The sequence below is a fragment of the Streptomyces sp. NPDC104761 genome (assembly GCF_055583445.1).
Genome location: NZ_JBVJNZ010000004.1, coordinates 370801 through 390300, shown reverse-complemented (window position 1 = coordinate 390300; position 19500 = coordinate 370801). Strand labels below are relative to the sequence as shown.

General features: G+C 70.8%; 15 protein-coding genes and 3 tRNA genes. 10 read left to right on the top strand and 8 right to left on the bottom strand.

Features of this window, described 5'->3' with window-relative positions:
- Nucleotides 1–141: 141 nt before the first annotated feature.
- Complete coding sequence (locus tag ACZ63F_RS14630; protein ID WP_469711083.1) at nucleotides 142–1122, bottom strand: alpha/beta hydrolase family protein; 981 nt, start codon at nucleotides 1120–1122, stop codon at nucleotides 142–144.
- Between the two features lie 216 nt (nucleotides 1123–1338).
- On the opposite strand from ACZ63F_RS14630, the gene ACZ63F_RS14625 reads away from it, so the two are divergent.
- Entirely contained in the window at nucleotides 1339–2076 is a 738-nt protein-coding gene (locus ACZ63F_RS14625; RefSeq protein WP_469711081.1) for a phosphotransferase, read from the top strand.
- 58 nt (nucleotides 2077–2134) lie between these two features.
- On the opposite strand, the gene ACZ63F_RS14620 is transcribed toward ACZ63F_RS14625, so the two are convergent.
- A complete protein-coding gene (locus ACZ63F_RS14620; protein WP_469711079.1) occupies nucleotides 2135–3730 on the bottom strand; it encodes a solute symporter family protein in 1596 nt (531 codons plus the stop codon).
- Nucleotides 3727–4119: a DUF485 domain-containing protein gene (locus ACZ63F_RS14615; protein ID WP_469711077.1), complete on the bottom strand. Its 393-nt coding sequence runs from the start codon at nucleotides 4117–4119 to the stop codon at nucleotides 3727–3729. The genes ACZ63F_RS14620 and ACZ63F_RS14615 overlap by 4 nt, the downstream gene beginning before the upstream one ends.
- A 483-nt stretch (nucleotides 4120–4602) precedes the next feature.
- Between ACZ63F_RS14615 and ACZ63F_RS14610 the strand changes: the two genes are divergently transcribed.
- The 3 genes from ACZ63F_RS14610 to ACZ63F_RS14600 are packed head-to-tail and all read left to right on the top strand — an operon-like array spanning nucleotide 4603 to nucleotide 8050.
- A complete protein-coding gene (locus tag ACZ63F_RS14610) occupies nucleotides 4603–7038 on the top strand; it encodes a sensor histidine kinase (RefSeq protein ID WP_469711075.1) in 2436 nt (811 codons plus the stop codon).
- Nucleotides 7035–7469, top strand: coding sequence for a roadblock/LC7 domain-containing protein (locus ACZ63F_RS14605; protein WP_469711073.1), 435 nt, complete (start codon nucleotides 7035–7037; stop codon nucleotides 7467–7469). Before ACZ63F_RS14610 ends, ACZ63F_RS14605 begins: the two co-directional genes overlap by 4 nt.
- Before the next feature lie 17 nt (nucleotides 7470–7486).
- Nucleotides 7487–8050 (top strand): DUF742 domain-containing protein, encoded by a 564-nt coding sequence (locus ACZ63F_RS14600; protein ID WP_469711071.1) that lies wholly within the window; start codon nucleotides 7487–7489, stop codon nucleotides 8048–8050.
- 22 nt (nucleotides 8051–8072) lie between these two features.
- Here the strand turns inward: ACZ63F_RS14600 and ACZ63F_RS14595 are convergent, their stop codons facing one another.
- The gene (locus ACZ63F_RS14595; RefSeq protein ID WP_469711070.1) at nucleotides 8073–8993 is read right to left on the bottom strand and encodes a LysR family transcriptional regulator; all 921 of its coding nucleotides are present in this window, start codon (nucleotides 8991–8993) and stop codon (nucleotides 8073–8075) included.
- 129 nt (nucleotides 8994–9122) lie between these two features.
- Here ACZ63F_RS14595 and ACZ63F_RS14590 point away from each other — a divergent pair, with 129 nt between their 5' ends.
- Entirely contained in the window at nucleotides 9123–10121 is a 999-nt protein-coding gene (locus ACZ63F_RS14590) for a DMT family transporter (protein WP_469711067.1), read from the top strand.
- 273 nt (nucleotides 10122–10394) lie between these two features.
- Here ACZ63F_RS14590 and ACZ63F_RS14585 read toward each other — a convergent pair whose 3' ends face one another.
- Entirely contained in the window at nucleotides 10395–10637 is a 243-nt protein-coding gene (locus tag ACZ63F_RS14585; protein ID WP_469711065.1) for a DUF5302 domain-containing protein, read from the bottom strand.
- A 415-nt stretch (nucleotides 10638–11052) separates the two neighbouring features.
- Here ACZ63F_RS14585 and ACZ63F_RS14580 point away from each other — a divergent pair, with 415 nt between their 5' ends.
- Nucleotides 11053–12702 (top strand): alkaline phosphatase family protein, encoded by a 1650-nt coding sequence (locus ACZ63F_RS14580; RefSeq protein WP_469711063.1) that lies wholly within the window; start codon nucleotides 11053–11055, stop codon nucleotides 12700–12702.
- 315 nt (nucleotides 12703–13017) lie between these two features.
- Here ACZ63F_RS14580 and ACZ63F_RS14575 read toward each other — a convergent pair.
- The 3 genes from ACZ63F_RS14575 to ACZ63F_RS14565 form a co-directional block, all read right to left on the bottom strand.
- A tRNA-Ile gene (locus ACZ63F_RS14575) sits at nucleotides 13018–13094 on the bottom strand.
- Between the two features lie 178 nt (nucleotides 13095–13272).
- A tRNA-Asn gene (locus ACZ63F_RS14570) sits at nucleotides 13273–13345 on the bottom strand.
- 5 nt (nucleotides 13346–13350) lie between these two features.
- A tRNA-Asn gene (locus ACZ63F_RS14565) sits at nucleotides 13351–13423 on the bottom strand.
- Nucleotides 13424–13557: 134 nt separating this feature from the next.
- Here ACZ63F_RS14565 and ACZ63F_RS14560 point away from each other — a divergent pair.
- The 4 genes from ACZ63F_RS14560 (at nucleotide 13558) to ACZ63F_RS14545 (ending at nucleotide 19294) form a co-directional block, all read left to right on the top strand.
- Nucleotides 13558–13863 (top strand): YtxH domain-containing protein, encoded by a 306-nt coding sequence (locus tag ACZ63F_RS14560; protein WP_469711062.1) that lies wholly within the window; start codon nucleotides 13558–13560, stop codon nucleotides 13861–13863.
- Between the two features lie 150 nt (nucleotides 13864–14013).
- Nucleotides 14014–15468: an FGGY family carbohydrate kinase gene (locus tag ACZ63F_RS14555; protein WP_469711061.1), complete on the top strand. Its 1455-nt coding sequence runs from the start codon at nucleotides 14014–14016 to the stop codon at nucleotides 15466–15468.
- Between the two features lie 164 nt (nucleotides 15469–15632).
- Nucleotides 15633–17366, top strand: coding sequence for an ABC transporter ATP-binding protein (locus tag ACZ63F_RS14550; RefSeq protein ID WP_469711060.1), 1734 nt, complete (start codon nucleotides 15633–15635; stop codon nucleotides 17364–17366).
- Complete coding sequence (locus tag ACZ63F_RS14545) at nucleotides 17366–19294, top strand: ABC transporter ATP-binding protein (RefSeq protein ID WP_469711059.1); 1929 nt, start codon at nucleotides 17366–17368, stop codon at nucleotides 19292–19294. The genes ACZ63F_RS14550 and ACZ63F_RS14545 overlap by 1 nt, the downstream gene beginning before the upstream one ends.
- Nucleotides 19295–19500: the final 206 nt, after the last annotated feature.

Sequence of the window (19500 nt, the reverse complement as noted above, 5' to 3'; positions counted from 1 at the left end):
CTCTACTGACGGGTAGAAGCTACACCGCGGAATTGGACCGCGTACGTTGTTCCGTTGTCCTGATGCGATCGACAATGACCTTTTGAATAAAGGTATTTGACAATCCGTCAAACAAATACGCCTCGCTTCTCCTTTGGTGGCCTACTTGCACTCGACCCGCCCCGCCGGGGCGGTTCCGGTCGTCAGCGCCTCGCACGCCTTCTGCCAGGCGTAGGGGTCGGACAGCAGCTGGGTGCGCAGGTAGGCCGCGGTGAGGCGGCCGACGGCGGCGACGCGCTCGGGGTTCTCGTCGGTGGTCTCGTCGGCGTCGTACCCCGATATGCCGCCGAGCAGGTGCTCGGCACCGAAGAGGGTGAACAGGGTCTTGGGGGCGGGGGCGAGGTGGTAGGGGTCGGCGTGCCAGCCGGGGCCGATGTCGGTGAAGTGCGCGGAGTCGTCCTTGTCGCCGGCGACGACCAGGGTGGGCGCGGTCATCGTGGAGAAGTCGGTGCCGTGGAAGAACGGCACCCTGTCGGCCATCCACCCGTTGAGGACGTCGCCGCCCCTGCCGGGTGCGGCGAGCAGCACGCCCGTCCTGATCCGGGGGTCCCGCAGGTCCACTTCCGCCCCGGTGCCGGGGTCGGTGGTCCGGGCGCCCAGCAGGAGGCTCGCGGTGTGGCCGCCGAGGGAGTGGCCGGCGACCGCGATCCGGTCGTGGTCGAGGCGCCCGGCGAGCTGCGGCACGGTGTGCGCGATCTCGTCGAGCCGGTCGAGGATGCGGCTCATGTCCTCGGCGCGCGAGCGCCAGAAGAAGGGGGCTCCGGGGGCGTCGGCGAGCCGCCGGGCCAGGGTCCGGGAGCTGAGGTGGGTGGGCTGGACGACGGCGAAACCGGCGGCCGCCCAGAGGTTGGCGAGGGGCGCGTACCCGTTCAGCGAGGAGAGGTTGTGGGAGCCGCCGTGCCCGTGGGAGAGCAGGACGACGGGCAGGCCGGTCCCGGCCGCGGGCACGGAGACACGGACCTGGAGGTCCACGGGGCGTCCGGGCACGGACAGGGTCACCGGACTGTACGAGAGGACGGGAGCGGGCCGGCCGGAGTGGGCGGTGCCGCTGTCGGCGTCGGGGGTGTCGGTGGATGCACTCATGACGAGCGGTTCCCTTCTGCGTCCGATCGCAGTCACGCGAAACGGAACACTGTCCCGATTACTATCCGGGACAACGTCCCGCTTTGTCAAGCGGCTCCGGACGGGCCGCGTGCCGTGGAGCTGTGTCACGGTGCCCGGCCGGACGGTGAAGCAGGTCCCAACGCTCTGCGCGCCACGAGGCCGCCGGTGGGACGGAAGGTCGTGCACAGTGGTGGCATGCACGAGTCGTCGCTGCCCGGTGGCCTTGTCAACCACGTAGTGCGTATCGGCGCCACCGTGCGTCGTCCCGCGTCCGCCCGTACCCGGTTCGTCGGGGACCTGCTGAAGCTGCTCGAGGCCGGCGGCTGGCCCGGCGCACCGCGGTACCTCGGTATCGACGAGGAGGTCCGTGAGGTCCTCACCTACCTCGACGGGCACGTGGCGTGGAGACCGCGGCAGCCGCCGGAGGTGCACTCCGACGGGAGTCTGCTGCGGGTCGCCCGACTCGTGCGGGAGTTCCACGACCTGACGGCCGGCACGGAACTCGCAGCCTCGCGCGAGGTCGTCTGCCACAACGACCTCGCGCCGAGGAACACCGTCTACCGGCCCGTCGGCGGCGTCCTGCGCCCGGTGGCCTTCATCGACTGGGATCTGGCGGCGCCGGGTGCGCGCATCCATGACGTCGCCCACGTCTGCTGGCAGTACCTCCGGCTCGGGCCGGGCATTGCCGACCTCTCCGACACCGCCCGACGGTTGCGGTTGATCGCCGATGCGTACGAGCTCGTGGACCGACGTCGTCTCGTCCCTGTGATCCTGTGGTGGCAGGACCGGTGTTGGCGCGGCATCGAGGCCGGCGCCCGCTCCAAAGACCCCGCGATGATCCGTCTCCGCGAGGCCGGCGTGGTGGCGGAGGTGCGGCGGGCGCATCAGTGGCTGTCGGAGCACCGGGCCCACCTGGATCGCGCCTTGCGCTGACCGGCCGAGTCGTTCAGCCGGTCAGGAGCCCTGCGTATGCCGGTCCCGCCGCGGTCGGCTACCGCCGGGCGCCGATTCCGGTCAGCGCCCGGACCTCCATCTCCGCCTGCTTGTCCGGATCCGCGGGGCGCCTGCTGAACACGGTGCCGAGATATCCGCACGCGAACGAGAGCGGAATCGACACGACGCCGGGATTCATGAGCGGGAAGCAGTGGAAGTCGACGCTCTTGACGATCGACGTGGGCGTACCGGAGACCGCCGGCGAGAGGACGATGAGCACGAGGCAGGACACCAGCCCGCCGTAGATGCTCCACAGCGTCCCGGAGGTGTTGAAGCGTTTCCAGTACAGCGTGTAGAGCATCGTCGGCAGATTGGCGGATGCGGCGAGTGCCAGGGCCAGCGACACGAGGAAGGCGACGTTCTGGCCGTCGGCCACGATGCCGCCGACGATGGCCAGCAGACCGACCACGACCGCCGTCAGGCGGGCGACCCGGATCTCGGACCGGGGATCGGCATGACCGCGGCGTATCACGTTGGCGTAGACGTCGTGGGCGAACGAGGCCGAGGCGGCCAGGGTCAGACCGGCCACCACCGCCAGGATCGTCGCGAAGGCCACCGCCGAGACGACGCCCAGGAGCACGACCCCGCCGATACGGAAGGCGAGCAGGGGCGCCGCGGAGTTCTCCCCGCCCGGGGCGTGCACGATCGCGTCGGAGCCGACCAGGGCGGTGGCGCCGTAACCGACCACCAGGATGCCCAGGTAGAACGTGAACATCGACCAGGAGCACCACACCACCGACCTGCGTGCCTCCTTGGCGTCGGGCACGGTGTAGAAGCGCATCAGCACGTGCGGCAGGCTGGAGATGCCCAGGACCAGTGACAGGGCCAGCGAGACGAACTCGAGCCGGCTCCTCGCGTCGTGGCCGTACAGGCTGCCCGGTTCCAGCAGCCGTTCGCCCAACGGGCTGTTGTGGGTCGCCTGTTCGAGCAGCGCCGAGAAGCTGAACCCGAACTTGCCGATGATGAACACGCTGATGAAGGTCACGCAGACCAGGAGCAGGCCGGCCTTGATGATCTGCACCCAGGTCGTGCCCTTCATCCCGCCCACCAGCACGTAGAGGAGCATGACGACGCCCACGCCGCTGATCAGCAGTGCCTGTCCACCCCTGGTGTGCACGTCCAGCAGCAGGGCGACCAGGCCGCCGGCACCGGCCATCTGGGCGAGCATGTAGAAGAACGTGATCACCAGGGTCGCGTTGGCCGCCGCGGCCCGCACCGGGCGCTGCCTCATGCGGAAGGCCATCACGTCGCCCATGGTGAACCGCCCGGTGTTGCGCAGTCGTTCCCCGATGAGCAGCAGGGCGACCAGCCAGGCGACGAGCCATCCGACGGAGTAGAGGAATCCGTCGTAACCGTGGACGGCGATCGCCCCGGAGATTCCCAGGAAGGAGGCCGCGGAGAGGAAGTCCCCGGACATCGCGATGCCGTTCTGCGCACCGGTGAAGGCGCTGCCCGCCGCGTAGTAGTCGGATGCCGTCTGGTTTCTGTTGGTGACCCGGTAGACGATGAACAGAGTGATGGCGACGAATACCAGGAAGACGCTCAGATTGAGCGCGGGGCTGCCGGTCGGGCCGGCGGCGATCTGCGGTGTCATTCCTTGTCGCCTCCTGCCAGCTCCTGGATCCTGTCCACTTCCGGATCGAGCTTCTTCCCGGCGAAACGACGGTACGCCAGGACGATCGCGACCGTGGACGCGAACTGCATCAGGCCGAGGACGGTGCCCATGTTGATTTCGCCCGTCACCTTGTGACTCATGAACCCGTGGGCATATGCCGACAACAGAGCGAACGTCATGTACCAGCAGAAGAAGAGCGCACTCATCGGGAAGACGAACAACCGAAGCCGTCTGCGCAGCCGGGCGAACTCCTCGCTCTGCTGAATCGCGGAGTAGTCGGGCCCGCCCTCGTGACGGAGCCCGGTGAACTCCCGCCCGGCAGGCCGCTCGGACGCTTCGGAGGCGGGCGCCCCTGCCGGTCTGGTCACGTTCCTCGTTCCTGGGATGCGGGCAGGAGGGCACACGGACGCTCCCCTGCGACGAGCGAGGGAAGCAGCAAACCGTGGCCCCCGGGCGGTGGAGAGTGTAGTGAGATACCGCGTACCGTCAACCAACACCCAACGGACCGGGCGTTGAGCAGTGAAACCCGCATGGGCGTCCCGACGGGCCCCGAGAAGTCGCGAACCGAAAGCCGTTTGATCTTCTTTTTGCCCAGGAGTTACCGAAGCGGCCCGCAGCCGCACGGCGTCACCGGCCGGCCCACGAAATATGGAGAGCATGTGAGTAACGGTTTGACTCGTCGGCAGCGCGGCCGGGGAGCGGCATTGTTGCCGTTTGCCCCGCTGCCCTAAGCTCGCCTCGGTTCCACCGCGTCCCTGCAAGCAAGCTGTTCCGAGCACGGAGTTCATATCGTGACCGCGGCCGGGCATACGACCACACCTCCCGTACGACCGTCGCTGTGGGCTTCGGTCGTGCAGTGGCGGAACTGGCGGCTTCTCGTGAAACTGACGGCGGTGCTGCTCGTACCCGCCCTGCTCGCCGTCGGCCTCGGCGTCGTGCAGATCCATGACGACGTCACCCGCGCCAACTCCTACGCGGGCCTGCAACGCCTGGTCACCATGCGCGGTCAGCTGCGGACGCTGCTGCAGGCCCTGCAGATGGAACGCACGATGTCCGTCGAACTGCTGAGCGCCGACACCGCCGCCGTCGACGATCCCGCCGGCCTGCGGCAGCAGACGCGGAGTGTCGACAGCGCCCGGACCGCCCTCGCCCGCACGGAGAAGCAGAGCGTCTCCCTCACGGGCGTCGCGGCGAACCGCTACCGGGACGCCGTCGGCCTGCTGGCCCGCCTGCCCGCCCTGCGCGCGCAGGTGGCGTCGGCCGGCATCGGTTCCTGGAGGGCACTCGACGACTACGGCACGATCATCACGGGGCTGCTCGATCTGGACCAGGCACTCGGCAGCGGGTTCATCAGCCCTGAACTCACCCGATCGGCGACCGCGTTGTACGGCCTGGAGCGGGCCGAGGAGCAGATCCACCTCGAACACGCCATCCTGCTGCTGGCCGCCGGCCGTAACCGTCCGGCGGCCCCGGCACTCCTCAGGGCGCTGCAGGAGGCCGACCTGCGCCTGCGGGACAGCCTCGCCGCCTTCCGGGCGGTGGCCACCCCCGCGGAGCTCAGCGCCTACCGGCGGACGGTCACCGGACCGGCCGTCAGCCGGCGCGCGCACGTGGTGAGCGACGCACTGGCCGCGCGGGACACCACCCCGTCGCTGCGTGTCCCGGTCGACAGCTGGAACCGCGACTCGGAGACCACCGGTGCTCTCGTCGACAAGGCGGCGGACGGCTTCCTGCGCACCATGCGGACCACGTCGGCCGGGATGCAGGACCGGACGAGCGACCAGGCGGGTCTGGCGTCCGTCATCCTCTTCGCGGTGCTGCTGCTCGCCCTTGCCATCGGTCTCGGGATCGGCCGGCATCTGCTGCGGTCCCTGACCGTCCTGCGCTCGACCGCACTCGACGTGGCGGAGCACCGGCTGCCCGCCGCGGTCGAGGACATGCGCGAGGGGCGGAAGGCGCACACCGTCGTCGACGCCGTGCCGGTGCACACCACGGAGGAGTTCGGCCAGCTCGCCAGAGCCTTCGACACGGTGCACGCCCAGGCGGTGCGGCTGGCGGCGGAGCAGGCCGCGCTGCGCGGTGACCTCAGGGACACCCTGGTCAACCTCTCCCGGCGCAGCCAGAGCCTGGTGGACCGGCTGCTGCGGCTGATGGAACAGCTCGAACGGCACGAGGAGGACCCGGAACAGCTGGCCAGCCTCTTCACGCTCGATCACCTGGCGACGCGGATGCGGCGCAACAACGAGAACATGATGGTCCTGTGCGGCAGCACCCTGGTGCGCTCCGCCCGGAGTGCGGCGGTGGACACCGTGCTGAGGGGTGCGGTCTCCGAGATCGAGCACTACCGGCGCGTGCTCGTCCGGCCCGGCCCTCCCGTCGACGTCATCGGGTACGCGGCCGGTGACCTGGGGCGGCTGGTCGCCGAACTGCTCGACAACGCGACCACGTTCTCCCCGCCGCACACCCAGGTGGTCGTAGGCGCCACCCGGGAGGACGACGGCTCGCTGCTGATCGAGGTCCAGGACGAGGGAATCGGGATGAGCGCCGACGACCTCGCCAGGTCCAACCGGAGCGTGGCGACGGGCACCGCCGCGGACACGCGCGCCTCCCGGCAGCTGGGCCTGCTCGTGGTCGGCCGCCTGGCCTCCCGGCACGGCATCGCCGTCAGCCTGAGCGCGCGGCCGGGCGTCAAGGGACTGCGGGCACGGGTACGGGTACCGGCGAAGCTGGTCACGGCGCAGGCGCCTGCGGCCCGCACGGACCAGCCGGACACCGCGTCCGAACGCCCCGCCGGCGCGCTTCCGGTACGGACCCCCGGCGGCCGCAAGGACCCCGGTGACACGGCGTCACACCCGCCGCAACGGCCGTTCGCCGCCGCCACGACGACAGGGGCCGCCCCGGTCACGGCAGGACCCGCCCCGGCGGACGACGACGGCGCGCCCCGGAAACCCGCGACCCCGTCGTGGTTCACCGTCGGTACGCCGACGGAGCCCGCGCCCGTACCACCGGCGGCCGGGCGCGACGTGCAGGAGCCCGAGCGGCCGGCGGCCGGCGTCACGCAGGCCGGGTTGCCCAGAAGGGTTCCGCGCACCCGGTCCGCTCCGGCCGGACCGGAGCGGTCCACCGCCAAGGACGGGGCGGCCGCGGGCACCGTCGGCACCGCGGGCACAGCGGGCACGAAGGCCGGCCGCGCCCAGAGCTTCCTCAGCAGCTACCAGTCGGGCATTCGTCGGACGCAGCCCGACCAGACGCACAACTCATCGGAAACCGGCAGGAAGAAGCCATGACCTCACCCCAGTCCCCGGAGGTGAGCCAGTTCGGATGGCTGGTCACCAACTTCACGCAACGCGTCCCCCATGTGGCGCACGCCGTGGTGATCTCGGCCGACGGGCTGCTGCTCACCGCGTCGGACCAGCTGCCGGGCGACCGCGCCGAGCAGCTCTCCACCGTCGCGGCGGGTGCCGTCAGCCTGATCCAGGGTGCCGCCGGCTGCCTGGACACGGGGAAGGCGCTGCGCACCGTGGTCCAGATGGAGCACGGCAACATGGTGATGATGTCGATCCGGGACGGGTCGTGCCTGGTCGCCCTGGCCGCTCCGGACTGCGAGATCGGTCAGATCGCCTACGAGATGACCGTGCTCGTCGACCAGGTCGGCGAGCTGCTGACCCCGGAACTGCGCACCGAGTTGCAGCAGTTGCAGCAGGCCGCGGCCCGCTGAGCCCGGACGAGGAGACCATGAGCACCGGTGAAGGACCGCCCGGCCCTCGAAGAGACCAGGACGCGGAGGACGAGCAGACCTTCGCCGACGTGCTCAACGCGTTCAGTTTCGGCACGGGACGGCGCCGGCGGAAGACCTCCGGCACCGGTGACACGCCGCAGCCCGCCGGGCGCGACGACGAGGCCGCGCCGCCGCCTGCCGCACCGACGGACCACCGGCAGGCCGCGTCGGAGCCGGGGGCCGCGGCAGCGGCGTTCGTCCGCGCCTACGTGTGGACGGGCGGCCGGACCAGGTCGCACCACCACTTCGAGGTGGAGACCCTGGTCACGGCCGCCGGTCCGGACGGCGTTCACGACACCGTCACCCAGTGGGACCACGCGGTGCTCGACCTGTGCCGGGAACCGCGGTCGGTGGCCGAGGTGGCGGCCCTCGTGGCGGTGCCGCTGGGCGTGGCCAAGGTCCTCCTCGGCGACCTGGCGGACCGCGGCATGATCGTCGTCCACGAGACGGCGACCGACCCGGGCGAGGCCCCGACCCGGGCGCTGATGGAGCGGGTGCTGTCCGGACTGCGCCGGATCTGACGGGGATCACCGCGGGCCGCGGTCACGGTGACCGGGGCCCGTCGCCCGGGCCGGCTTCGGCGGCCGCGTCCCGCAGCGCGTCCAGGAGGCCGCGCAGGGCCGGCTGTTCGAGGGCGGTCTCCCGGACCGCGGCCGAGATCACCCGGACCGGCTCGGGGTTGCGGACCGGACGCACGACGACACCGGGGTGCTGGTTGCGCAGCCCGAGCAGCGGCATCAGACCGACGCCGAGACCGGCCGCGACAAAGCCCTGCGCGGTGGCGTGGTCCTCGGTCTGGACGACGAAGTCGGGGCTGAAGCCGGCGGCCGCGCAGGAGTCGATGACGGGCTGGAGGCAGGGACCGGGGGGCTCGCTGCCCACCCACTGCTCACCGGACAACTCGTGCAGGTCGATCGCCTGCTCGCCGGCGAGCCGATGACCGGGGGGCAGGACGGCCGCGTACGGGTCGTCGAGGAGGTGGACGAGCCGGAAGCCGTCGCCCGGGCGGTCCCGCGCCTGGACCAGTACGGCCAGGTCGGGACGGCCTCGTGCCACTCCCTGGAACGGGTCCTGCGGGTCGGTGAGTTCGAGATCGACGCGGACACCGGGGTGCTCGGCGCGGAGTCGGGCCAGTGCGGGTGCCACCAGCGTGGAGCCGGCCGTGGCGAAGTACCGGACCGACAGCCGGCCGGTACGCCCGGCCCGGAGGTCGGCGAGCGCCGTCTCCGCCTGGGCGACCGCCGAACCGATCAGCGCGGCGTGCTCGGTGAGCAGCAGCCCGGCCGCCGTGGGGCGCACCCCGCGACCGACCCGTTCGAGCAGCGCCGTACCGGCCTGTTTCTCCAGCGCCGCCACCTGCTGGCTGACGGCGGACGGGGTGTAGCCGAGGTGGGCCGCGGCCGCGGTGACCGTACCGCTGGTGACCACCGCGCGCAGGACCTGCAGTCGCCTCACATCGAGCATGTAGCACAGCTTAACAGTATGGGTAGAAGCGTTTGCTTGTTCTCAAAGCTTGGCTGGGGCACCGTCGTAGGAGCCGCAGGGCAGGGACGGGGCAACCACCGGCCGGGGAAACGAGATCAGGGAGACGACATGAGCGACGACAGCGGCACGCGGGCCCTGCGGGGCGGCATGCGGGTGGCCGTGCTCGCCCTGCTGTGGGGCTCCACCTTCCTGTGGATCGAGCTGGCGCTGCGCGGGCTCTCCCCGCTCCAGGTCACGTTCGTGCGCTGTGCCCTCGGCGCGCTCGTCCTCGTCGTCGCCTGCTACGCGACGGGGCACCGGCTGCCGAAGGGCGTCGCCGTCTGGCGGCACATCGTCGTCGCGGCCTTCTTCTGCAACGCCCTGCCGTTCGCGTTGTTCAGCGTGGGCCAGCAGACCGTCGACTCCGGGCTCGCGGGCGTCCTGAACGCCACGACCCCGCTCTGGTCGGTCGTCCTCGGTGTCGCCCTCGGCTCGGAGCGCGGGCTGCGGCCCGTACGGCTGGCGGGGCTGCTGCTCGGCTTCACCGGCGTGATCGTCATCTTCGCCCCCTGGCGGGCGACCGGGGCCACCGGCTGGGGTGCCCTCGCGATCCTGGGCGCCGCCGCCAGTTACGCCGTCGCGTTCACGTACATGGGCCGCACCCTGGTCCCCAAGGGCACGCCCACGATCTCGCTCTCCGCCGCCCAGCTCGTCGCCGCGAGCGGGCTGACCGCCCTCGCGGTGCCGCTCGGCGGCCTGGACGCGTTCGATCCCGGCCCGGCGGTCCTCGTCGCGGCCCTCGTCCTCGGCGTGTTCTGCACCGCGGCCACCTTCCACCTCACCTACCGGATCATCAACGACGAGGGCGCGACCAACGCCGCCGTGGTCGGCTATCTCCTGCCGGTGGTGTCCGTGCTGTTGGGGGCTGTCGTCCTGGGCGAGGACCTGAGCGCCCGGGTGGTGCTGGGGATGGCGGTGGTACTGGTGGGTGTGGGGATGACCCGAAGGCAGGGGGGCCCGGCGACGGCCACCGGGCAACCGGCGGCCCCCGGGCTCGCCCCGGAGCCGCACCCGTCCGAGGCCCCGCGTCCCCTGCTGGAGAAGTCCGGCCACCGCGAACGCACTTGAGCCCAGACCCCGCGGTACGACGCGAGCGTCCCGGGGACGGCACGACGGCCCGGGCCGGACGCACACCGAGCACTCGTGCATCACCGTGTCAGGGAACACCGCGCCGCCGCCGATCGTGAACAGCGCGCACGCATGCCGCGGCCGGTTCCGGCTCCGCCAGGCGCATTACTCGGGCGTGCAGCCGACTGGACGTGCCGGTGAACCGTCGCGGGGAACCGATTCGGTGAGGCGTAGGGTGTGTTGCAGGGCGGCCGGACCGCCGGCCCGGTCGGCTCAGCCGCCGCTCTTGCGCCGGAACGACCGCTGGCTCGCAGCCGGGCCGTGCGCCCCACGGACCTTCGACGCATCGACGTTCGCAGCAAGGTCAGCGGCGTCCGCCTGCAGACCGCGCTTGCGCGCCAGGGCCTCCCGGAACTTGCGTTTCAGGTCGTACTGGCCGTCGCTGTCGGGCACGAGAGCGGACGCCTCGGCGTCAGTCGGCTCCGAACCTTCTTCGGGCGCAGACTCTGCGGTCATGGTGACCTCCTGGGTTCGGGCAGTGGGAAGCACAGCTTGTCATGCCGAGCGCAGTGCGGGGCGCCGGCGACATCATCATGGCTCTTGTCCCGCCGTGTAATGCGATCCTCGACCGGATGCGGACCGCGTCGGCCATCTGCCAGTGGCAGTAGCCCGACTGTCGGGGCCCCTTCGCACCGGCCGAGCACACCGCACCCTGAACTCTCCACGCCCCGTCGGCGACCTGCCGGCTCCGGTCGTTCTGCTCTCCCGAAGCTGCGAACGCCCTTCCTGGCGAAAAACAGACCTGCTTGGCGAAGACCCGACCGCTCATTCCGGGTGTGTTCACACCTGCGCCGTTCCCGGTACACAAGGCGCCACTCTGATGAGCCCGGCACCAGCAGCCCGCCCGCCCCGAACACCCGGGAGAGAACACATGTCCAGACGTTACGTCAGGTCAGCAGCCGTCCTCGCCGCCGCCGGAGTCCTGGCCGGAGTGACCGCCGCCCAGCCCTCCGCGTTCGCCGCCGCCCCCCACCGGGCCGCCACCAGGCATGTCCTGCTGATCTCCGTCGACGGGCTGCACCAGTCGGACCTGGCCTGGTACGTCGCCAGACACCCGGAGTCCGCGCTGGCCCGGCTGGTCGGCGGCGGCGTGGAGTACACCCACGCCAGGACCACCACGCCGTCCGACTCCTTCCCCGGCATGGTCGCCCAGGCGACCGGCGGAAGCCCTGGCACCACGGGTGTCTACTACGACGACACCTACAACGCCGCGCTCCTCCCGGCCGGAACCACCAGCTGCAAGGGCGTCAAGCCCGGGGCCGAGGTGGACCTCACCGAGGACCTGGACAAGAACCAGGCCTCCATCGACGCCGGTCAGGGCCTCGCGGGCCTGCCGGACAGCATCCTGTCGATGACCGGCCACCCGGAGAGTCTGATCGACGCGTCGAAGCTGCCCGTCGACCCGAAGACCTGCAAGCCGGTCTACCCGCACGCGTACCTCAAGGTGAACACCGTCTTCGAGGTGGCCCGCCAGGCGGGTCTGCGCACCGCCTGGTCGGACAAGCACGCCGCCTACGAGATCCTCAACGGCCCCTCGGGCACCGGCGTCCAGGACCTGTTCACCCCGGAGATCAACAGCGACGCCCTCGGCTACGCCTCCGGCGACGACTGGACCAAGGACAACAAGGCCACCGAACAGTACGACGGCTACAAGGTGCGGGCGGTCCTCAACGAGATCGACGGCTACGACCACAGCCGCTCCCACAAGGTCGGCACCCCGGCGGTCTTCGGCCTCAACTTCCAGTCCGTCTCCACCGCGCAGAAGCTGCCCGCCTCGGACGGTCTCACCGGCGGCTACACCGCCAAGAACGTCCCGGGCCCGCTGCTGGTGAAGAACCTGGACTTCGTCAACACGGAGATCGGCGCCCTGACCGCCGAGATCCGCAGGCGGCACCTGTCCGGCAGCACCACCGTCATCCTCTCCACCAAGCACGGCCAGTCCCCCACCGACCCCGCCGCGCTCACCCGCGTCGACGACGGCCCGCTGCTGGACGGCCTCAACGCCGCCTGGAAGAAGCTGCATCCCGGCGCCGCCGACCTCGTCACGCACGCGGTGGACGACGACGCCATGCTGCTGTGGCTCTCCGACCGCTCCGCGGCCGCCACCGCCTTCGCCAAGCAGTACCTGCTCGCGCAGAGCGGCACCGGCACCGACGTCAACGCCGCGCCGAAGGCCTACACGCACAGCGGCCTCAGCAAGGTCTACGCAGGCCGGGCCGCGGCCGACTACTTCCACGTCAGGGCCGGCGACGCCCGGGTCCCCGACCTCTTCGGTGTCGCGCAGTACGGCGTCGTCTACACCGGCGGCACCAAGAAGATCGCCGAGCACGGCGGCGGCCACTCCGACGACCTCGACGTCCCCCTCGTCGTGTCCGGCGCCTCCGTCCCGGACGGCGTGCGCGACTCGGCGGACGTGCAGACCAAACAGATCGCGCCGACGATCCTGAGCCTGCTCGGTCTGGACCCCCGCTCCCTCAAGGCCGTGCGCGAGGAGCACACCGCCGTGCTGCCGGTCCGCTGACCCGTGCGGTGCGCCCCGGCCGCGCACGGCGGGGCGCACCGTCTTGCCAAGGGCCTGCCGTCCCCTTCACCGGAGCCGTTGAGCGGTGCAGGACTCACCTTCCTCCACTACGACCGCGACCTCGAAACCATCGCCCGCACGACAGGGCAGCCGCCGGTCCGCACGATCGGCCTGAGACAGCAGGGCTCGCGCGGTGCCGAGCGGCACCACCGGACGGCCATGGAGTCGAACGCACGAGCAGCGGATTCAGCTCCGTAGCCCGAAGCCCTGAATCCGCGCCCGAGATGAGACGCTTCCACAGATCAGGGGCCTGCATGGTGGGGCGGGTGGGACTCGAACCCACGGCCGACGGATTATGAGTCCGCTGCTCTAACCGGCTGAGCTACCGCCCCATAGCGGCGTGTCGCGTACAAGTGTGCGCGCCGTCTGCCGCAGCATAGCCGCTCATACGATCTCCTGCTTCGGCTGGTCGGCTTCTGCGGACAGTCACGACCTTCAGGACATCGGTGCAGGCCCGGCGGTTCCCGCGGACATGAAAAAGGACCCCGCCAGGGGTCCTCGTTCAGCATGCTCCCCCGACTGGACTCGAACCAGTAACCTGCCGGTTAACAGCCGGCTGCTCTGCCAATTGAGCTACGGAGGACCGAGCTCCCCCGACTGGACTCGAACCAGTAACCTGCCGGTTAACAGCCGGCTGCTCTGCCAATTGAGCTACGGAGGAATGCCTCGTTGCATCGAACGTACCTACCTGGGTATTCGCCAGGAAGCGCCCGCTCGCTGCGACACATACATTAGCGCAAGCAGGGGGGTGCTCCGCCAATCGGTACTCCCCCACGTCGGAAGGGTGGCACCGCCATGCGCTACAAGCTCACGTTCGTCGTCGGGCTCGCTCTCGGTTACGTGCTCGGCACGCGGGCCGGACGAGAGCGCTACGAACAGCTGAAGAAGTCCGCCCGCCAGGTCGCCCAGAACCCGGCCGTCCGGAACACCGCGGAGACCGCCGCCCAGCAGGGCCGCGTCTACGCGGGCAAGGCCATCCACTCGGTGAGCGAGAAGGTCGGCGACCACATGCCCGACTCGGTCGCGTCCCGGGTCCGGTCCCTGCGCGACCGCAACACCAACGGAGCAGCCGGCGACGACTGGGGCACCAGCAACACGTAGGTCAACTTTTCGACGCGCCCGGCGGCAACCCCCACAGGGGCGCGGGGAACTGCGCGACCGGCCACAGCGCGCCCCGCGCCCACAGGACCACGCGAACCCCTACGGCGCCCTCGGCCGAACCACAGCGGCGCGTGCGGCAGAATTTCGGTCATGGGGATAGTCGCCGGGTTGGACAGCTCACCCGATTTCACTCGCATCGTGGTCTGCGACACGGACACGGGTGCGGTGCTCCGCCAGGGATACGCACCGCACCCGGTCGACACGCCGGACGGCGCGGCGCGCCCCAGTGACGTCGACCCGCAGGCCTGGCTGCTCTCCCTCGGCGAGGCCGCCGGCGGCGGACTCCTGGAGGGCGTGCAGGCCATCGGCGTGTCCGCGCAACAGAACGCGCTGATCCCGCTGGACGCCCAGGGCAGCACCGTGCGCCCCGCGATGGTCGGCGGGGACAAGCGCGCCCAGGTGGCGGCCGCCGATCTCATCGACGCTCTGGGCGGCCGGGAGGCCTGGGCGCAGGCGGTGGGATGCGTGCCGCAGGCCGCGCAGCCCGTCACCAAGCTGCGCTGGCTGGCCAAGACCGAGCCGGAGAACGCCCGGCGGACCGCCGTACTGCTGCAGGCCCACGACTGGCTGGTGTGGCAGCTGCTCGGGCGGCCGGTCCGGCGCACCACCGATCGCGGCGGGGCCTCCGGGACCGGGTACTGGTCGGCGGCCACCGGCGCCTACCGGCCCGATCTCGTCGAACTCGCCCTGGGACACCAGGCGATGCTGCCCGACGTGATCGGCCCGTCCGACGCGGCCGGCACCACCCCGGAGGGGCTGCTGATCTCCGCGGGGACCGGCGAGACCATGGCCGCCGCCTTCGGTCTTGGGCTCGGGTTCGGGGACGCCGTGGTGTCGCTCGGCGCCTCGGGTTCGGTGATGGCCGTGCACACCGAGGCGCTCGCCGACACCTCCGGGATGATCACCTCGCTCGCCGACGCCACCGGCATGCACCTGCCGGTCGTCACCACCCTCAACGCCGTACGGGCCCTGCGCGGCACCGCCGAGCTGCTCGGGCTCGCCGATCTGGAGGCCCTGTCCGACCTGGCGATGAAGTCGACGCCCGGCTCACACGGGCTGGTCATGCTGCCGTACCTGGAGGGCGAGCGGACGCCGAACCTGCCGCACACCGCCGGGACGCTGGCCGGGCTGCGCCGGGAGTCGATGAGGGCCGAGCACCTTGCGCGGGCCGCCTTCGAGGGCATGCTGTGCGGGCTCGCCGACGCGCTGGACGTGCTGCGCGGCCGGGGTGTCGAGGTGCGGCGGATCTTCCTGCTGGGGCAGGCCGCCGAGCTGCCGGCCGTGCAGGCGGCGGCGCCGATGCTGTTCGGCGCACAGGTCGTCGTACCGCAGCCGGCGGACTACGCGGCGATCGGGGCCGCGCGGCAGGCGGCCTGGGCGCTGGGCGTCTCGCAGGGGACGCTGGACCCGCGCACGCCGCCGGTGTGGCAGGGCGCGGCGGCGCAGGTCCTGGAACCCGGGGACGAGCTGGCCGTCGGGCAGGCGGTGCGGCAGCAGTTCATCTCGGTGCGGGAGCAGACCCATCCGGGGGCGTTCCGGTCGTAAACCCCGCGAAACGTGCGTCCGCGTACGGCCGTGTCCGTCCGCTGTCGGGTTAATCGGTTGAGGTAACGCGGGTGGAGTGTCGGACGATAGGGGCCTAGGGCAAACACCCCGCCCTCCGGGCAGGTGACCCTGCCCACCCCACCGCCGACTCCGAGAGACGTAGCGTGCTCATACGACTTCTGCGGACCTACCTCAGGCCCTACAGGAAACCCATCTCCATCCTGGTGCTGCTGCAGTTCCTGCAGACCTGCGCCACCCTCTACCTGCCCACGCTCAACGCGCACATCATCGACAACGGCGTCGTGAAGGGTGACACGGATTACATCCTGTCCTTCGGCGCCCTGATGATCGGCATCTCGCTCGCTCAGGTGGTGTGCAACGTCGGTGCCGTCTACTACGGCGCCAGGACCGCGTCCGCGCTCGGCCGGGACGTGCGTGCCGCCGTCTTCGACCGGGTGCAGTCCTTCTCCGCACGTGAGGTGGGTCACTTCGGGGCACCCTCGCTCATCACCCGTACGACCAACGACGTACAGCAGGTCCAGATGCTGGTCCTGATGGCGTTCACCCTGATGGCGTCGGCGCCCATCATGTGTGTCGGCGGCATCGTGCTCGCCCTCGGCCTGGACGTTCCGCTGTCCGGGGTGCTGGTCGCCGTCGTACCGGTGCTCGGCATCTCGGTGACCCTGATCGTGCGGCGGCTGCGCCCGCTGTTCCGGGCCATGCAGGTGCGGCTCGACACCGTGAACCGGGTGCTGCGCGAGCAGATCACCGGCAACCGGGTGATCCGCGCGTTCGTCCGCGACGAGTACGAGCAGGGCCGGTTCGGGAAGGCCAACAAGGACCTGACCGACATGCAGCTGGCCACCGGCAACATGCTGGCGCTGATGTTCCCGATCGTCATGACGACGGTCAACGTCTCGTCGATCGCGGTCGTGTGGTTCGGCGCCCACCGGATCGACGGCGGCCAGATGCAGATCGGCGATCTGACCGCCTTCCTCGCCTACCTGATGCAGATCGTGATGTCCGTGATGATGGCCACCTTCATGTTCATGATGGTGCCGCGCGCCGAGGTCTGCGCCGAGCGCATCGAGGAGGTCCTGGACACCGAGTCCAGCGTCGTCCCGCCGCTCGCGCCGGTCACCGAGCTGCGCCGACACGGCCATCTGGAGATCCGGGGCGCCGGGTTCCGCTACCCGGGTGCCGAGGAGCCGGTGCTCAAGGCCGTCGACCTGGTCGCCAGGCCCGGCGAGGTGACCGCCGTGATCGGCTCCACCGGCAGCGGCAAGTCCACCCTGCTCGGGCTGGTCGCGCGCCTCTTCGACGCCACCGACGGCCAGGTCCTCGTGGACGGCGAGGACGTCTCGGGCCTCGACCCGAAGCTGCTCGCGCAGACGGTCGGCGTGGTCCCGCAGAAGCCGTACCTGTTCGCCGGCACCGTGGCGACCAACCTGCGCTACGGCAACCCGGACGCCACCGACGAGGAGCTGTGGCACGCGCTGGAGGTGGCGCAGGCCAAGGGCTTCGTGGAGAAGCTGGAGGGCGGGCTGAACGCGCCCATCGCCCAGGGCGGCACCAACGTCTCCGGCGGCCAGCGCCAGCGCCTCGCCATCGCCCGCACGCTCGTGCAGCGCCCGGAGATCTACCTCTTCGACGACTCCTTCTCCGCCCTCGACTACGCGACCGACGCCGCCCTGCGCGCGGCGCTCGCCCGGGAGACGGCCGAGGCGACCGTCGTCATCGTCGCCCAGCGGGTGGCGACCATCAGGGACGCCGACCGGATCGTCGTCCTCGACGAGGGGCGCGTCGTCGGCACCGGCCGCCACCACGAACTCATGGCCGGCAACGAGACCTACCGGGAGATCGTGCTCTCCCAGCTGACGGAAGCGGAGGCTGCCTGATGGCCGGGCCCATGGGACGCATGATGGCCGGGGGCGGCCCCGACGCGCGCTCGATGGACTTCAAGAACTCGGGCAAACGGCTCATCGCCCGGTTCAAACCCGAACAGCTCACGATCTACCTGCTGCTGTTCTGCGTGGTCGCGAGCGTCACCCTGAACGTGATCGGCCCCAAGATCCTCGGCAGGGCCACCGACCTGGTCTTCGCCGGCGTCATCGGCAAGCAGATGCCGGCCGGGACCACCAAGGAGCAGGTCCTGCAGGGCATGCACGAGCGCGGCCAGGACACCGTCGCCGACATGCTCAGGAGCACCGACTTCACGCCGGGCAAGGGCATCGACTTCGGCCAGGTCGGCGACGTCCTGCTGTTCGCGCTCTGCACCTACGTCGTGGCCGGTCTGCTGATGGCGGTGGCGACCCGGCTCGTCAACCGGTCCGTCAACCGCACGATGTACCGGCTGCGCGAGGACGTCCAGGCGAAGCTGTCCCGCCTGCCGCTCTCCTACTTCGACAAGCGGCAGCGCGGCGAGGTGCTCTCCCGCGCCACGAACGACATCGACAACATCGGCCAGACGCTCCAGCAGTCGATGGGTCAGCTCATCAACTCGCTGCTCACCATCATCGGCGTGCTCGCGGTGATGTTCTGGGTCTCCTGGATCCTCGCCCTGGTCGCCCTGGTCACGGTGCCGCTGTCCTTCCTGGTGGCCACCCGCATCGGCAAGCGCTCGCAGCCGCACTTCGTGCAGCAGTGGCGCTCCACCGGCAAGCTGAACGCCCACGTCGAGGAGATGTACACCGGCCACACCCTGGTGAAGGTGTTCGGCCGGCAGGAGGAGTCGGCGCAGCAGTTCGCCGAGCAGAACGAGGCGCTGTACGAGGCCGGGTTCCGGGCGCAGTTCAACAGCGGGATCATGCAGCCGCTGATGATGTTCGTGTCGAACCTGAACTACGTGCTGGTGGCGGTCGTCGGCGGTCTGCGGGTCGCGTCCGGCGCGCTGTCCATCGGTGACGTCCAGGCCTTCATCCAGTACTCCCGGCAGTTCTCGATGCCGCTGACCCAGGTCGCCTCCATGGCCAACCTGGTGCAGTCAGGTGTCGCCTCCGCCGAGCGGATCTTCGAACTCCTCGACGCGGAGGAGCAGGAGGCCGACCCGGTCCCCGGCGAGCGCCCCGCCGAACTGCGCGGCAGGGTCGCCCTGGAGCACGTCTCCTTCCGGTACGACCCGGAGAAGCCGCTCATCGAGGACCTCTCCCTCACGGTGGAACCGGGCCACACGGTCGCCATCGTCGGCCCGACGGGCGCCGGCAAGACGACGCTCGTGAACCTCCTCATGCGGTTCTACGACGTCTCCGGCGGCCGGATCACCCTCGACGGCGTCGACATCAGCCGCATGTCCCGGGACGAACTCCGCGCCGGGATCGGCATGGTGCTCCAGGACACCTGGCTGTTCGGCGGCTCCATCGCGGACAACATCGCGTACGGCTCCTCGCGCGAGGTCACCCGCGGCGAGATCGAGGAGGCGGCCCGGGCGGCCCACGCGGACCGGTTCGTCCGTACGCTCCCCGACGGCTACGACACGGTCATCGACGACGAGGGCACGGGCGTCAGCGCCGGTGAGAAGCAGCTCATCACCATCGCGCGCGCGTTCCTGTCCGACCCGACGATCCTCGTCCTCGACGAGGCGACGTCGTCGGTGGACACCCGTACCGAGGTCCTGATCCAGAAGGCGATGGCCAAACTGGCGGACGGGCGGACGTCGTTCGTGATCGCGCACCGCCTTTCGACGATCCGGGACGCGGACACCATCCTCGTGATGGAGAACGGCTCGATCGTGGAACAGGGCGCGCACGCCGAGCTGCTGGCGGCGGACGGCGCGTACGCGCGGCTGTACAAGGCGCAGTTCGCACAGGCGGTGGCCGAGGTGGACTGAGTGGTGCACGGTGCCGCAGGCGCGGGCGGGGGGGGTTCACTCGCCCGCGCTTGCGGGGTGCCTCCCCAGCCTTCGGCCGGGGGGACCCCCAGCGCCCACCCGTGCCGCCCCAGCGGCACGACTGCCCGCAGCTGGGAAGCGGGCGCGAATGCAGCGCCCCTTTAGGGGCGCGGGGAACTGCGCGACCAGCCCCCACGCACCCGCAC